Origin of the sequence: Pseudomonas japonica (genome assembly GCF_013522925.1) — a bacterium.
Taxonomy (GTDB): domain Bacteria; phylum Pseudomonadota; class Gammaproteobacteria; order Pseudomonadales; family Pseudomonadaceae; genus Aquipseudomonas; species Aquipseudomonas japonica_A.
The window spans coordinates 34,352-48,315 of sequence record NZ_JAAMQU010000008.1 but is presented as its reverse complement, the minus strand read 5'-3'; the positions used below and the strand labels follow the sequence as shown (position 1 = coordinate 48,315).

General features: G+C 63.8%; 13 protein-coding genes. 5 read left to right on the top strand and 8 right to left on the bottom strand.

Annotation, left to right across the window (positions count from 1 at the left end; all coding sequences use genetic code 11):
- The first annotated feature begins 4 nt into the window (after positions 1-4).
- Together G7016_RS14160 and G7016_RS14155 are read left to right on the top strand one after the other, a co-directional pair.
- Positions 5-727 (top strand): lipopolysaccharide kinase InaA family protein, encoded by a 723-nt coding sequence (locus tag G7016_RS14160; RefSeq protein WP_181115309.1) that lies wholly within the window; start codon positions 5-7, stop codon positions 725-727.
- Positions 724-954, top strand: a complete 231-nt coding sequence (locus G7016_RS14155; protein ID WP_181115308.1) for a hypothetical protein — start codon at positions 724-726, stop codon at positions 952-954. The genes G7016_RS14160 and G7016_RS14155 overlap by 4 nt, the downstream gene beginning before the upstream one ends.
- 72 nt (positions 955-1,026) lie before the next feature.
- Here the strand turns inward: G7016_RS14155 and G7016_RS14150 are convergent, their stop codons facing one another.
- The 7 genes from G7016_RS14150 to G7016_RS14120 form a co-directional block, all read right to left on the bottom strand.
- A complete protein-coding gene (locus G7016_RS14150; protein ID WP_181115307.1) occupies positions 1,027-2,127 on the bottom strand; it encodes a DUF1513 domain-containing protein in 1,101 nt (366 codons plus the stop codon).
- A gap of 1 nt (position 2,128) precedes the next feature.
- Positions 2,129-3,193, bottom strand: a complete 1,065-nt coding sequence (locus tag G7016_RS14145; RefSeq protein ID WP_181115306.1) for an imelysin family protein — start codon at positions 3,191-3,193, stop codon at positions 2,129-2,131.
- 30 nt (positions 3,194-3,223) lie between these two features.
- Complete coding sequence (locus G7016_RS14140; RefSeq protein ID WP_181115304.1) at positions 3,224-4,651, bottom strand: di-heme oxidoreductase family protein; 1,428 nt, start codon at positions 4,649-4,651, stop codon at positions 3,224-3,226.
- Positions 4,652-4,762: 111 nt separating this feature from the next.
- The gene (locus G7016_RS14135; RefSeq protein WP_181115302.1) at positions 4,763-6,097 is read right to left on the bottom strand and encodes an imelysin family protein; all 1,335 of its coding nucleotides are present in this window, start codon (positions 6,095-6,097) and stop codon (positions 4,763-4,765) included.
- Between the two features lie 127 nt (positions 6,098-6,224).
- Complete coding sequence (locus G7016_RS14130) at positions 6,225-8,276, bottom strand: putative bifunctional diguanylate cyclase/phosphodiesterase (RefSeq protein WP_181115300.1); 2,052 nt, start codon at positions 8,274-8,276, stop codon at positions 6,225-6,227.
- 288 nt (positions 8,277-8,564) lie between these two features.
- Positions 8,565-9,161, bottom strand: coding sequence for a superoxide dismutase (locus G7016_RS14125; RefSeq protein WP_181115298.1), 597 nt, complete (start codon positions 9,159-9,161; stop codon positions 8,565-8,567).
- Between the two features lie 170 nt (positions 9,162-9,331).
- Complete coding sequence (locus G7016_RS14120) at positions 9,332-9,928, bottom strand: LysE/ArgO family amino acid transporter (RefSeq protein WP_181115296.1); 597 nt, start codon at positions 9,926-9,928, stop codon at positions 9,332-9,334.
- A gap of 88 nt (positions 9,929-10,016) precedes the next feature.
- On the opposite strand from G7016_RS14120, the gene G7016_RS14115 reads away from it, so the two are divergent.
- The 3 genes from G7016_RS14115 to G7016_RS14105 all read left to right on the top strand — a co-directional run bounded on the left by G7016_RS14115 (position 10,017) and on the right by G7016_RS14105 (position 12,876).
- Positions 10,017-10,937: a LysR family transcriptional regulator ArgP gene (locus G7016_RS14115; RefSeq protein WP_181115294.1), complete on the top strand. Its 921-nt coding sequence runs from the start codon at positions 10,017-10,019 to the stop codon at positions 10,935-10,937.
- Between the two features lie 10 nt (positions 10,938-10,947).
- Positions 10,948-11,952: an NAD-dependent epimerase/dehydratase family protein gene (locus G7016_RS14110; protein WP_181115292.1), complete on the top strand. Its 1,005-nt coding sequence runs from the start codon at positions 10,948-10,950 to the stop codon at positions 11,950-11,952.
- Positions 11,953-12,027: 75 nt separating this feature from the next.
- Complete coding sequence (locus G7016_RS14105) at positions 12,028-12,876, top strand: ATPase (protein ID WP_181115290.1); 849 nt, start codon at positions 12,028-12,030, stop codon at positions 12,874-12,876.
- Between the two features lie 27 nt (positions 12,877-12,903).
- Here the strand turns inward: G7016_RS14105 and G7016_RS14100 are convergent, their stop codons facing one another.
- A complete protein-coding gene (locus G7016_RS14100; RefSeq protein WP_181115288.1) occupies positions 12,904-13,953 on the bottom strand; it encodes an alkene reductase in 1,050 nt (349 codons plus the stop codon).
- Between the last annotated feature and the right edge of the window lie 11 nt (positions 13,954-13,964).

The window sequence follows — 13,964 nt, the reverse complement described above, 5'->3', positions numbered from 1 at the left end:
CTTGATGGCGGTAGAACAGGCGGGTGAACCCAGCTTTGACAGTAGCCAGGCTGGCTTTGAACGCTATTGGCAGAGCCAGGGTGAGTGGGTGGAAGAACCCAACCGGCGCCGCGGCGGCGAAAGCGGTGTACAGCGGGTGATTCTGCCCGACCACAACATGATCTATGTGAAGCGGCAGGTGGGGCATATCTACCGCTCCCCGCTGCACCCGTTTGGCCGACCTACCGTGTTGCGCGAGCGCGATGCCTTGCAAGGCCTGAGCAAGCTTCAGGTGCGAGTGCCACGGCTGCTGTTCTGCGGCGCCCGACGCGACCAGGCAGTGGGTTGGAAAGCCTTACTGGTAACCGCATCGCTGGACGGGTTCGAGGAAATCACTCACTGGTACGAAAAAGGCGGGCGCGAACGCTATGGCGAAGCGCTGCACGACCAGTTGCTCAAAGACTTCGCCGTCAATCTGGCGCGGATGCATCAAGGGCGTTGGCAGCACAGTTGCCTGTACATCAAGCATGTATTCGTCCGGGTAACCGAAACGGCAAGTGGGCCCAAGGCCGAGGTGGCGCTGCTGGATCTGGAGAAGTGTCGGCGCCGGTTTACCGCAGCGGCGGCCTCGCAGCATGACATGAAACAACTGCGCCGCCATTCGTCGTTCAGCGATGCGGACTGGAAGAAACTGCTCTACTTTTATGAGACGGCGTTTGGCAGCGTTGTCAAAGGGTTAGAGCGATGAACCTACAAATTGCACGAAGTTTGTTTTTGTTGGCCTCGTTGGCATTGACCACCGTTGCGGTCGCGGCTTGGGATGAGCCTCGCCCGGGCGTATTACGGGCCGAAGATGGCCAAGGTATTTGCCCCTTCCCCAAGGCGCAAAAGGCCGGTACAGATCAGGTTCAGCCGGGCCATAACGCGTTGCTGCTTATGTTCGGCCTCGCCCAGGGCCTGCGTTCCGGCGCTTGAGCAAACCTTGTGCAACGAAAAATCCCGCTTCGGTCCCGCTTCGGCGGGATTTTTCGTTTCGGGCGCCTGTAGCTAGGGCTGCAACACGTGCAGGTGGTTATCCCAGTAGGCCGACGGCAGTGCCATAGGCGTGCCCAGCCATTGCCCCTTGCGGGCGCTGTAATAACGGCAGCGCCCTTGCCCGGACGTGACCACGAATCCCCCTTTTACCGCCGCAACCCCGGCGCAGTCGGGCATGGGCGCGTCCACCTTCACCTCAGCCGTGTCCAGGTCCCATACGAAGAAGCGGTTGGCCCGAGGGGCAGTTATTGCCACCAGGCGCAGCGCGTCGTTGATGGCCACACTGGCGGTGTAATTGCCCATGGAAAGTAATTGATCATCACGGACGGGGAAGGGCACGAAGGCTTGGCCGGGCCGCTTGATGGCCAGCAACTGCGCGACCTCATCACCACCGCCCATGAACTGCTGGCACGCCGCCACGGTGCCGTCGCCGGCCACAGCCAGGTGGCGAATGCTGTTCATGGGTTGGGCCAGGGTTTCCTGGCTGATCAAGGTGCCGTCCCGGCGCATCAGTACCAGGCTTGGCTCCATGGCATCAAGGTTCATGTCTACCCGGCTCTCTGCTTCCGTGCGGATACCGCCGTTGGCGACCACCAGCGTTTCGCCGTCCGGTAGCCAAGCCACTTCGTGAGGCCCTATGCCATGAGTGGACAACTCGCCGAAGTGCTCCAGCCGCTCGCCGGTGAACCGGTACACGCCCAGCAGGCCGCGGCCTGGCTGGGTGGTGTCGTTCTCCGTCGCGTATAACCATTCGCCAGCGTGGTGGATGACCGCATGGCCGTAAAAGTGCCGGCCGGGCTGCGAGCGCAGGGTTTGCAGCAGGCGGCCGTCTCGAAGATCCACCAGGTAGCTTTCAGTGCCCGGGCGGCGGGCCACGAACAGCGCTATCGGTTGATAAGGGTGCTCGATGATGGCATGGCACCGCTGCGCCACCGGGGTACTGAAGGCCAGGGTACCGTCGATACGATAACCCACGGCATAGTGGCTACCGTCGGCGTCATCGCGGGCGGACAACAGCAGCGCGCTTCGGCTTCGGTTGCCGATCAGGCGCCAGCCGCCGAGTTTCAGCGAGCCTGCCAACCGTTGAGCCAGTGCCGAAAGCGAGCGTTGCATGTCAGTCACCGTCATTGGCGTTGAAGCCCAGCTGAATGTTCAGCGCGCGGGCCAGTTCGCCTTCGTGGAGGCGGTGCACAGTATTGAGACGCTCGTAAATCCCGTCCAGCGTTTGCTGACCGGCTGGGTCGGCGAGCAGCTCGGTGAGGGTTTTCGGGTTGTCGTTCAAGGCCTTGGCGGCGGCGCCATAGGCGGCGTCGATCTTGTCGGCCAGTGGCTTTTGATCGCCTGGCAAAAGCGCGCGCAAGCCTTTTCCGTCTACCCCGTTCCATACGGCCTGGGCGGCGCTCAGGCTGGCCTGCAGGCTTTTGAGCGAGGACTGGCTGCGCCACGCTTCGGCCTGGTACGGCTGGGCAACGCCTTTGCTTTGCCGGCCCATGGGCGCGCCGAGTTTTTTCTTCAGGCTGTCGAGCGCGGTCACCTGGGCCCGCAGCAGGTCGGCGATGGCTTCGTGGGCATCGGCATACCGCTGGTTAGGGAATTTGGTGAGTTGCGCCAGCATGCCGTCATCGCGCTTCCAGGTGGCGAGGATGTTTTCGGCCAGTGCCTTCTGGTGCTCACCGATGGCGATCAGCAGGGGGCAATAGCTCGCCTTGCGGGCCGCGTCGGCAACCTCGGGCTTGCTGTCGAAGAGGATGTACTCATAGGCAGAAAGCCCCTGTACTACCACGCTGGCCTTGCTCAGTGCGGCGGCATCGAGGGCGCCGCCGGTGGCGACGAGCTGTTCCACTTGGCGCCCGACCAGGTTTTTCTTGTCCGGCCAGAACTGCACGGACCACGCACGGTTGCCCTCGGCCAGCGGCCCGATCAGCAGTGGCTGCAAGGCTGCCCAGGCTTTTTGCGCGGCAAGGAAGTCAGTGCGGGCCTTGTCCAGGCTTTCCGTGCCCTGACAGAACGCCAGGGCGCTCTGTGCGAGCTGCCGGTCGGCGTCTACCCACTGGCTGTAGGTGGGCAATATCACCTGGGTGGCCAGTGCGGCGCTGGTCACCGCTTGCGGGTCCTGGGGTGCGCAGGCACCCAGGGCGAGGGCGGCAAGGCTGGTGAACAGCAGCTTGGGACGGAACATGAGGGGCTCCACAGCAAAAGGTCGGGAATGTTATAGGGATTCGAGAAAGGCCAGCAATGCCGATCGCTGATTGGCGTCCAAACGCAACACTTTCGATTTTGCCGCGGCGGCTTCGCCGTCGTGCCACAACACGGCTTCGAGCAGGTTTCGTGCGCGGCCATCATGCAGGTAGCGGCCCCGAGGGTTTACGGTTGCGGACAGGCCGATGCCCCACAACGGTGGCGTTCGCCAGTCCTGGCCACGTGCTTCGAACTCCTCATGGCCATCGGCGAGGCCTGGGCCCATGTCATGCAGCAGAAGGTCCGTATACGGTCGGATCGACTGGCTGGCCAGCTCTGGTTCGGCGGCATCGGCGCGGGTGACGTAGTGCGGCACATGGCAGGCCTGGCACCCGGCCTGATGGAACAGGCTTTTGCCTTCGAGCACCTGCGCGCTTGCCTCGCCGCGCCGCGCCGGCACCCCAAGGTTGCGGCTGTAGAACAACACCAGCCGGCGAATGTTGTCGCTGACTTCAAAGGCCTCGCTCGCGCTCTGGTTGCCGTTGACCGCACCCAGGCACGCGGCCTGTGCCGGCGTGCAATCGTCGGTAGGGTGCAGCGAGGAGGTTATCCCCAGGTCCCCGGCGAAGGCATGGGCGTTCTGCTGGTCCAGGCTTGGCTGGCCGCCTTTCCAGCCGAAGCGCCCCAGCACTTTTTGCCCGCTGGCGTCATCGAACACCTGGTTGGGGCGGCCGCGCACGCCGTCGTCGGCGGCAGCCTGGGCCTTGGCGTTATCCAGAATGGCGCTTTCAGGGATGGCCTCAAGCAAGCCCAGGCCGATCATCGGCGGGGCGATCCGGGCGGACATCCGCACCTGCGGGTGCAGCGGCCCATAGCCCAACTGATCGATCTGCAGTTCCGGCTTGCGCAGTTCTACCGTGAACCCGTCGGCGAAGATGACCGGCACCGGCGTGTAAGCCACCCGCACACGGCCTTCCGGCTGCACGCCCGGGATGGCCATGTCCTGCAATTGCATGCCGTAGGTGGGTTCCGGGGCGAAGCCGAGCCGGCCCACGCTTTCGGCTGCTTCACCGGAGGGCGGTACGGACAACCTTACCAGCATGGACACCGCATTACTGGCCCCCGGCTCGGGCGGTTGGCCACGGCCATCACGAATGTGGCAGTTCTGGCAGGCATTGGTATTGAACAGCGGCCCCAGCCCATCCCGCGCGGTGGTGGTGGATGGCGCGATCACCCAGGGGTTGCGAAAGAAGCTGTTGCCCACGCTGAAGTCCACCCGCCGCGCCGCGCCGAGATTGCCCGAGGGCAGGGCATAGGCATTCACATCGCTGCGCTGCACAGTCGCGGAGCCGCCGGAGAGCGCTTCCCCCGGTTCGGCCGCGGTGAAGCGTGGCGCCTGGTCACAGGCCACCAGCCCCAGGCCTATGGCCAAGGCAAGGAATGACCTGTGAACCGCCATTGGAAACATCGAAACAACCCACGCTACAGAAATGCAAAAGCGAGCCACTGCAGGGCAGGGCTCGCCATGAAAGAGTCCTCGCTCAGCGCAGCATCACCGAGCGCCTTCCCCCTAGAACTCGTGTTCAGCGTTATCCGGATTCAGATCCGTAATCCCCAACTTCCCTGCGGCCTGCTCGATCGCGCCGGTCTGCTTCACCAGCGCACCGATCGCATCGCGTACGATCTGGTTGCCAGCGGTGTTGCCTGAGGCAATCAGCTGGTCGAAGTGCTCGCCTTTGTTGGCGTGATCGACGATCACCTGCATTTTTGCTTCGGTGTCCGCCAGGTCGGCCTTGAGGGCTTCGTCGGTGGCCGGGTCGATCTTCGCCACCAGCGACGACAGGCTAGGGCCGGTCAGGCGAGTGCCGTCGGCGCGCAGGTATTCGCCCAGGTAAACGTTGCGAATGCCCTTGGCATTGAAGAAGGCCGAGTTATGCGTGTTGTCGCTGAAGCAGTCGTGTTCGTCTTCAGGCGAGTTGGCTTCCAGGGCCACCTTCAGGCGCTCGCCGGCCAGTTCACCCAGCGACAGGCTGCCCATGCCGAACAGCATCTTGCGCAGGCCGCTGTCCACAGGCTCGGCTTCCAGGCTGGCGCGGTAGTTGTCGGCCACGCCCGGCTTCCAGTTGCCGACCATCTCCTTCAGGTCGCTGACCAGCAGGTCGGTCGAGGCCTTGAGGTAGGCGCGGCGGCGATCGTTGTGGCCGCCCGTGGCGCCCTTGCCTTGCAGGTAATCACTGGCGGGGCGGTTGCCGGCCCCCGTGCCCGTGCCGTTGAGGTCCTGGCCCCACAGCAGGAACTCGATGGCGTGGTAACCGGTGGCAACGTTGGCCTCGGAGCCGCCCAGCTCGTTCAGGCTGGCGAGCTTCTCCGGAGTGATGTCCTTCACGTCCACCTTGTCTTCGCCTACCTGGATCTCGGTGTTGGCAATGATGTTGGCGCTGCCGCCCGGGTTACCCAGGGCCGGTTCATACCCCTTGGCCACGTAGTCGATCAGGCCCTCGTCCAGGGGCCAGGCGTTCACCTGGCCTTCCCAGTCGTCGATGATGGTGTTGCCGAAGCGGAAGACTTCGCTCTGCAGGTAGGACGGGCGGGCGGCGAGCCAGGCTTCGCGCGCGGCCTTGAGCGTATTGGCGTCGGGCTTGGCGAGGAAGGCATCCACGGCTTGCTGCAGCGCCGTTGCGGTGGTGAGGGCGTCGCTGAACACCGCATAGACCATTTCGCTGTAATGGCCGACAACGGCCTTGGCCGCCGCCTGGTCCAGAGCAACCGCCGCAGGCGTGGCACTGGCGTTCGCCGCTGTCGGCGCAGGCGTTTGCGCGGCTGCCTTTTCCTTGTCGTTGTCGCCGCAACCGGCGAGCGAAATGGCAATGGCCAGCAGACTGGCAACCAACGGCGTACGGATCATGGGCAATTCCTGCATCAGAAGTGGCGATAGGCGCCCGTGGCGCCGAACGAAGCGGGCCACATGATGCGAAGGATTTGCATTTGATGTAAAGGCCCGGCTGAAAAATAATTCATCCAGGGCCACACCGTCAGGAATGGATTACCCGCCCACGCTCGGCCTGCTTGAGGAACGTCAGCAAGTCGCGGGCCGGCAAGGGCCGTGAGTAGTAATAGCCTTGGCCTTCGTGACATCCCTCGGCAATGATGTAGGCCTCCTGTTCTGCCGTTTCCACGCCTTCGGCGATCACCTGCATGCCCAGGCTCTTGCCCAGCTGAATCACGGCGCGAACGATGGTCGCGTCATCTTCGTCTTCCAGCAGGTCTTTCACGAAGCTTTTGTCGATCTTGATCTTGTCCAGGGGAAGCGAGCGCAGATAGCCCAGGGACGAGTACCCGGTACCGAAGTCGTCAATGGCGATCAAGGCGCCGGACTGGCGCAAGCTCAGCAAGTGCTGGGCGGCCGTGCTGATGTCTTCCATCAGGCCAGTTTCGGTGACTTCCAGCTCGAGGCTGCGCGGTGGCAAGCGGTACATCTGCAAGATGTTGCTCACCACCCGAGGCAGTTCGCTGTGGTGCAACTGCACCGTGGACAGGTTTACCGCCATACGCAAATGGGTGAAGCCCTGGTCATGCCATTCCCGTAGCTGCGCGCAGGCCTGGTCGAGTACCCATTCACCGATCGAAACGATAGTGCCGTTCTGCTCCGCCAGGGGAATGAACTGATCCGGCGGGATAAACCCGAATTCCGGGTGCTGCCAGCGCAACAGTGCTTCCACGCCCACGATACGATGGTCGCGATAGCTGATCTGGGGTTGATATACCAGGAACAGCTGGTTGTGTGCCAAGGCTTCGCGCAGGGCTTTTTCCAGCTCACGCCGGCGGCGCATCTCGCTGTCCACGCTGGCGACATAAAACTGATAGCGGTTGCGTGACCGGGTCTTGGCCAGTGTCATGGTTTGCTCGGCCTTTTGCAGCAGCTTCTCGGTGCTGTCGCCGTCTTCGGGGAAGAGGGTGATGCCGATAGTGGCGCGCAGGCGGATCTCGCGGGCGTCCAGGGCAAAGGGCGCGGCGAGGTCGTCAAGGATGTGCTGGGCCAGCTCCGCCGCCTTGTAGGGCTCCTCGATGTTGGCCTGCACCAGAGCGAACTGGTCACCGCCCAGGCGGGCCAGGGCGCCGAGGCGACCGCTGTGGGCCCGAAGCCTGTCGGCGGTGGCCAACAGCAACTGGTCGCCTGCCTGATAGCTGTACTGCTCGTTCACGCCCTTGAAATCATCCAAGCCCACGCAGATGACCGCCACGCGCCGCTGCATGCGGGCCGCGTCGGTCAGGATCTGGTCCAGTTGCTGCTGCAGTTGCAGCCGGTTGGGCAGACCTGTGAGGAAATCGTACTGGGACATGCGCAACAAACTGTCCTCGGCCTCACGCCGTAGCGTGGTATTGCGCTCGATGGACGTGAGCAGCTCGTTCGCGGTGCGCACCCACAAGCCCAGCTCATTCTTTTCGTGGCCCTTGGGAAGTGGCAGCTGATGCTGGCCGGGCCGGTCCGGCGTGATCTCGCTCAGGTGTTCCAGCATGCGCGACAGTGGCTTGGTGAGCAGCCAGTGATACACCAGGTACAGCACCAGCCCCATGAGCATGGCGCGCAGCACCCCGGAGACGAACAGCACCCATGAGTTGCGCACGAACTCTTCACCGTAGGTCGCGGTATCCAGCGTGATATTCAGGTCGCCGTAGTACTCGTTGTAAGGCGGGCGGCCGATCAGGCGAATGCTGAAGGTGCGCTCCTTCTCCAATACAGGGTCGGTGAGCCAGCGGGTAGCGGTGTTCGCCAGCGGGCGCTCGCGCTCGGCAAGCATTTCCTCGCCAGGGTGGCCAATGGAGGCGGCGCGCACGGCCGGGTCCTGGAACAGCCCTTCGATCACCTGCAGGGCCATTTCCTTGTCCAGGCTATAGACGGCCTGGGTGGACGGGTCCTGGAACATCTCGAGGATGCGCTCGGCATCGCGGGCGATCGTGTGTCGGGTCTTGTAGCCGTCAAGAATGATTTGCCCACAGCTGAGCACCACACCCACCACCAGCGTGGAGAGCAGCACAATCCTCAGCAATCTCAGCGACAAGCTGTGCTTGAGTTCCACCTTCAAAGGAAAATTCCTTGTTCCGAGCACGCGGTAACTGGTTGCCCGAGTATTGGCAAACCCTTAATGACCGTCAAAGGGTTCGAGCAGATTCATGGCACAAGCGGGCCATCGGCTCGAAAAAATATGGATCGCCTTTATATCGGGGCTGCGGGAAGGAACTTGAATCGAGCCGCCGAGAGGCAAGGAAGGGCGCCGGGCCGGTTGGCCCGTTTCCCACAGGATAGATGTGCCCCGTGGGAGCCGGACGGAGCTGCGGGCGCAGCTCGCGGAGTAGCGTTACGGCAAAGCGGGTCAGGCCTTGAAGGCGCTGCCTTCGAACTGCTGGGCCACGAAGTCCCAGTTCACGACATTCCAGAACGCTTCGACGTACTTGGGACGTACGTTGCGGTAGTCGATGTAGTAGGCATGTTCCCACACGTCGCAAGTGAGCAGCGGGGTGTCACCGTTGGTGATGGGGTTGCCAGCGCCAACGGTGCTGGCCAGGGCCAGGGAACCGTCAGCTTTCTTCACCAGCCAGCCCCAGCCGGAGCCGAAGGTGCCGATCGAAGTTTTGCTGAACTCTTCCTTGAACTTCTCGAAGGAACCGAAGGCCTGAGTGATGGCTTCGGCCAGCTTGCCGGTAGGCTCGCCGCCACCGTTGGGCGACAGGCAGTTCCAGTAGAAGGTGTGGTTCCAGACCTGCGCGGCATTGTTGAAGATGCCACCGGAAGACGACTTGACGATCTCTTCGAGGGTTTTGCCTTCGAATTCGGTGCCCGGGATCAGGTTGTTCAGGTTCACGACGTAGGTGTTGTGGTGCTTGTCGTGGTGGAATTCCAGGGTTTCCTTGGAAATGTGCGGCTGCAGGGCATCGTGTGCGTAGGGCAGCGGCGGCAGTTCAAAAGCCATGTGATTCTCCTAATCAGGTCTGGTGCATTATGCGCAAGGCCGATCACGGGCGGCCGTGGCTGCGCCCGCAGGGCGGGCACAAGCCCGGGATCATAGCACCGGGGGCCAGGCTTAACCACGCGGCAACTGTGTGGAATAGACGCTGCGCGCCGGCATAAGCGCAGCGGCATTCATCCCAGGATCAGCTGCCCGGCCACGGTGAACATCATCAAAGCCACGGCAAGGTCCAGCACCCTCCATGTGGCGGGGCGCGCCAGCCATGGCGCCAGCCAGGCAGCCCCCAGCGCCAGCGTGAAAAACCACACCGCCGAAGCACTCGCGGCGCCGGCCACATACGCGCCGGGCACTGTCTGGCGGGCACCGAAGCTACCAATAAGCAGCACGGTGTCGAGGTAGACATGGGGGTTGAGCAAGGTCACCGCCAACGCGCTGAGCAGCACTGCCTGGCGCGACCGTGGCGCTTGCCCTTCGGCTGACAATGCCTGCCGGGAAAAGGCCCGGCGCAGTGCGCTGCAGCCATACCACAGCAGGAACGCCGCGCCTCCCCAGCGTGCGATGCCCAGCAGGGTCGGGCTTTGCGCAAGCAGCGTCGCCAGCCCGAACACGCCCGCAGCCACCAACACCACATCGCACAGTACACACAGCGCCGCTACCGGTAGATGGTGTTCGCGGCGCAGACTCTGGGCCAGCACGAACGCATTTTGCGCGCCGATGGCCATGATCAGCCCAATGGCAATGAGCAGCCCGTTCAGATAGCTCTGCAGCATGATGTTCTCCCCTGGAAATACGTGACAGTGTCGCGCCCATGGGGCTATAAGAAAAACAGATCCTGCTCATGGGGCATTAGGAAAACTGATGTTTGATTACAAACTCCTGGTAGCGTTGGCGACAGTGATCGAGCAGGGCGGTTTCGAGCGAGCGGCCCAAGCGCTTGGGCTGTCACAGTCGGCGGTGTCCCAGCGCGTGAAGCTGCTCGAAGCTCGCCTCGGGCAACCTGTACTGGTGCGCGAATCCCCTCCCAGCCCTACGCCGGTTGGCCGCCAATTGCTCAACCATGTGCAGCAGGTGCGTTTGCTGGAGCGCGACCTGCAGGAAGTGGTCCCCAGCCTGGATGAAAGCCGGGCGCCCGAAAGGCTGCGTGTGGCGATCAACGCCGATAGCCTGGCCACCTGGTGGCCCGCCGCGGTTGCCAGCTTTTGCCAGCAGCGCCAGGTACTGCTCGATCTGGTGGTGGAAGATCAGGACGTAGGCCTGCGCCGCATGCGCGCGGGCGACGTCGCGGCCTGCTTGTGTGGTGAGCCGCGGCCAGTGGCCGGCGCGCGCAGCGAACCGCTCGGGGCTATGCGATATCGAGCGGTGGCCAGCCAGGCGTTTATCGACCGCCACTTCCCCACGGGCTTTACCACGGCGGCACTGGCGCGCGTGCCGGCGCTGGTGTTTGGGCCAGACGATTTGCTGCAACATCGGTTCATGGCATCGCTGGGGCTGGGCGGGGGCTTCGCTCACCATCTGGTGCCGTCCTCCGAAGGCTTTGTACGCATGGCCGAAGCGGGCCTGGGCTGGGGGCTGGTGCCGGAACAACAGGTTCGCGAGCAGTTGGCCAAGGGCTCACTCCATCAGTTGCTACCCGGGCACGTCAGCGATGTTCCGCTGTATTGGCACCACTGGCGCAGCGGCGGCAAGCTGTTGAGCGATCTTGGCGCGGAGCTGGTAAAACAGGCGGCCCGTGCCTTGGTGCCTTTGTCGAACGTCCGCAATGGCATTGGCGATAAGTAGTGGGAGGCACATGAACATACTGGTCACTGGCGCAACGGGGTTCATCGGCGCCAGCTTCGTGCGCTACGCCCTGGGGCAAGGGCTGGCGGTGCGTGCCACGGGCCGGCGCGTGGAACGCCTGGCGGGGCTGGAGCGTCTGGGCGCCGAAGCGGTGGAAGGCGACCTGGCCGATCCGGATTTCGCCCGCCGTGTATGCCGCGGCGTGGATGCCGTGGTGCATTGCGCCGGCCGCGGTGGCCACTGGGGGCGCCTGGCGGACTTCCAGCTGGCAAACCTTGGCACCACCGAGAACGTGGTCGAGGCCTGTATCAAGGAACAGGTGCGCCGGCTGGTGTACCTGTCCAGCGCCCAGGTGTATGAGCGGCCGCGCGGCGCACAGCCGGTGCGTGAGGACCAACTTGCCCCGCGCAAGCGCACGTTGCAGGCGCAAACGCGCTTCCGTGCAGAGCAGCGGGTGTTCGGCGCAGAGGAGTTCGGGCTGCAGGTGTTGGCGTTGCGCCCGGCGCCCGTGCTGGGCGAGGGCGAGCCCACGGTGTGGCCCGGCCTGCTCCGCTTGTGCGCGCGCAACCGTTTGAAAATCCTGGGCAACGGCCTGAGCAAAGTGGATTTCACTACTCAGGCCAACCTGGACCACGCCCTGCTGTGCGCGCTCTACGCCGATGACGACGCCCTGGGCAGGGTATACAACATCGCCAATGGTGCGCCGGTGCCGTTCTGGGACGTGCTCAACTACGCCCTGCGACAGCTGCAATTGACGCCCTTGCGTACGTATCAAGGCGTGGCCTCGGCTGCTTTTACAACTGGGCTTTCGGCGTTCGCCCGGGTGTATTGGCCCGGCCAGCCGCGACCGTCGCTGCTGCCAGCGGACATCGCCTGGATGACCGAAGATTTCATCCTCGATATCAACCGCGCGCGGCACCATCTGGGCTACCAGCCTCAGGTTTCGGTATGGGCGGGCATGGATGCGTTGTGCCACGGATGGCGTGCCCAGGATACCTCCGGCAAGTACCGCTGAGGCCATGGGTGCCGCCGCTTCGCAATGGTAGACTCGCACCCCTTCATTCCCCTGAACCGCTCCGGAACGCTTGCCATGCGCAAAGACGCTGCTGACGATTTTGACAACCTGCCAAGCCTCAGGGCCAATGACCTGGATGATGACGAGCCGTTACTCGAGAATCACCCCGGTGCTCGGCACGAGCCGGTGTATTCGCGCACCACGCCGGTGGTCACGGTCAAGGCGCCTGGGCTGGGCGGATTATGGGCATTGGTGGCGGCACTGGTTATTGCGCTGGCGGGGCTGGGCTGGTGGAGCTTCCAGCAGATATCGCTCATGGAGCAGCAACTGGTCGCCACTCAGGACAGCTTTGCCAAGGTCAGCGAAGAGGCCGCCGGGCGGTTGCAGGCGATCAGCGGCAAGGTGGCGGATGGCGAGAGCAGCGTGACCAGCGATACCGAAGCGTTGAAGCTGCAGGTACGCCAGTTGCAGGCGCGGCTGGACGACCAGGGGCGCCAGCAGCAGGGCGTGGCGGGGCAGCAGGGTGCTACCGACAAGCGCGTGGAGCAGCTCAATACCCAGCTCACTGCCCAACTGGCTACCGCTGAACAACTGCAGAACCAGCTGAAGGCGTTGAGTGGGGACCTGGCCACGCTCAAAGGGGCGCAAGCCGCGCAAGCGGCGGTGGATGCGCAACTCAAGGCCCTGAGTAACGACGTGGCGGCGCTGAAAAAGCAAGGGGACCTCAATGGCCGCCTCGAACGCCTGGAGCAGGACCTGATCGTGCTCAAGAGCGAACAGGATAACCGCCCGGCCGCTCAAGCCAACAATGGCCCGACCAACACCGAATTCGATGCGTTCCACGGTCAGACCACCCGCAACATCAACGGGCTGCAGGCGCAGATCCAGAACCTTCAGCAACAGCTCGACCGCAAGGCGCCCTGACCGCCAGGGCGCAACGGCTGGCCGGTATTACAGCCGTGGGTAATCGAGGTAACCCACCGCGCCTTCGGCATAGAAGGTTTCGGGGTGCGCTTCATTGAGCGGCGCGTCGGCGGCCAGGCGCGCCGGCAGGTCCGGGTTGGCGATGAAGGGCACGCCAAAGGCAACGGCGTCGGCATCACCCCGGGCGATGGCGGCGTTGGCGCTGGCTTTGGTAAAGCGCTCGTTGGCGATGTACACGCCGCCGAAGGCCTTCTTCAGTTGCGGGCCCAGGCTGTCGTCCGCTTCCTTCTCCCGGGCGCAGATGAACGCAATCCCTCGCTTGCCCAACTCGCTGGCCACATAGGTGAAGGTCTCGGCCCGGTTGGCGTCGCCCATGTCGTGGGAATCGGCACGCGGTGCCAGGTGTACACCCACCCGCCCCGCGCCCCACACGCTGATCGCGGCGTCGGTGACTTCCAGCAACAGGCGTGCGCGATTTTCCAGCGAGCCGCCGTACTGGTCGGCACGCTGGTTGGTGCTGCTTTGCAGGAACTGGTCCAGCAAGTAACCATTGGCGCCGTGAATCTCCACGCCATCGAAGCCGGCTTTCTTCGCGTTCTCGGCGCCTTGGCGATACGCCTCCACGATGCCGGCGATCTCGGCGGTTTCAAGCGCGCGGGGCGTGGGGAATTCAGTGATCGGGCGCACCAGGCTCACATGGCCTTTGGGCTGGATGGCGCTGGGTGCAACGGGCAGCTCGCCGTCCAGGTAGCTGGGGTGTGAAATACGGCCTACGTGCCACAGCTGCAGGGAGATGCGGCCACCGGCGGCGTGCACGGCCTTGGTGATGTTGGCCCAGCCCGCTACCTGCTCGTCGCTCCAGATGCCTGGGGTGTTGGGGTAGCCCACCCCCATCGGGGTCACGGACGTGGCTTCGGAAAGGATCAGGCCGGCGCTGGCGCGCTGTACGTAGTACTCGGCCATCAGGGCATTGGGCACGCGGCCAGCGCTCGCGCGGCAACGGGTCAGCGGCGCCATCACGATGCGGTTAGGCAGTTCCAGGTCGCCGATGCGGATAGGGTCGAAAAGCGTAGTCATCGAATAGCCTC

What these genes read in the sequence shown, in the direction of transcription:
- G7016_RS14150 (WP_181115307.1), bottom strand. Translation starts at nt 2,127, where the DNA reads ATGCAACGCTCGCTTTCGGCACTGGCTCAACGGTTGGCAGGCTCGCTG.
- G7016_RS14100 (WP_181115288.1), bottom strand. Translation starts at nt 13,953, where the DNA reads ATGACTACGCTTTTCGACCCTATCCGCATCGGCGACCTGGAACTGCCT.
- G7016_RS14140 (WP_181115304.1), bottom strand. Translation starts at nt 4,651, where the DNA reads ATGGCGGTTCACAGGTCATTCCTTGCCTTGGCCATAGGCCTGGGGCTG.
- G7016_RS14120 (WP_181115296.1), bottom strand. Translation starts at nt 9,928, where the DNA reads ATGCTGCAGAGCTATCTGAACGGGCTGCTCATTGCCATTGGGCTGATC.
- G7016_RS14115 (WP_181115294.1), top strand. Translation starts at nt 10,017, where the DNA reads ATGTTTGATTACAAACTCCTGGTAGCGTTGGCGACAGTGATCGAGCAG.
- G7016_RS14105 (WP_181115290.1), top strand. Translation starts at nt 12,028, where the DNA reads ATGCGCAAAGACGCTGCTGACGATTTTGACAACCTGCCAAGCCTCAGG.
- G7016_RS14155 (WP_181115308.1), top strand. Translation starts at nt 724, where the DNA reads ATGAACCTACAAATTGCACGAAGTTTGTTTTTGTTGGCCTCGTTGGCA.
- G7016_RS14160 (WP_181115309.1), top strand. Translation starts at nt 5, where the DNA reads ATGGCGGTAGAACAGGCGGGTGAACCCAGCTTTGACAGTAGCCAGGCT.
- G7016_RS14110 (WP_181115292.1), top strand. Translation starts at nt 10,948, where the DNA reads ATGAACATACTGGTCACTGGCGCAACGGGGTTCATCGGCGCCAGCTTC.
- G7016_RS14125 (WP_181115298.1), bottom strand. Translation starts at nt 9,161, where the DNA reads ATGGCTTTTGAACTGCCGCCGCTGCCCTACGCACACGATGCCCTGCAG.
- G7016_RS14145 (WP_181115306.1), bottom strand. Translation starts at nt 3,193, where the DNA reads ATGTTCCGTCCCAAGCTGCTGTTCACCAGCCTTGCCGCCCTCGCCCTG.
- G7016_RS14135 (WP_181115302.1), bottom strand. Translation starts at nt 6,097, where the DNA reads ATGATCCGTACGCCGTTGGTTGCCAGTCTGCTGGCCATTGCCATTTCG.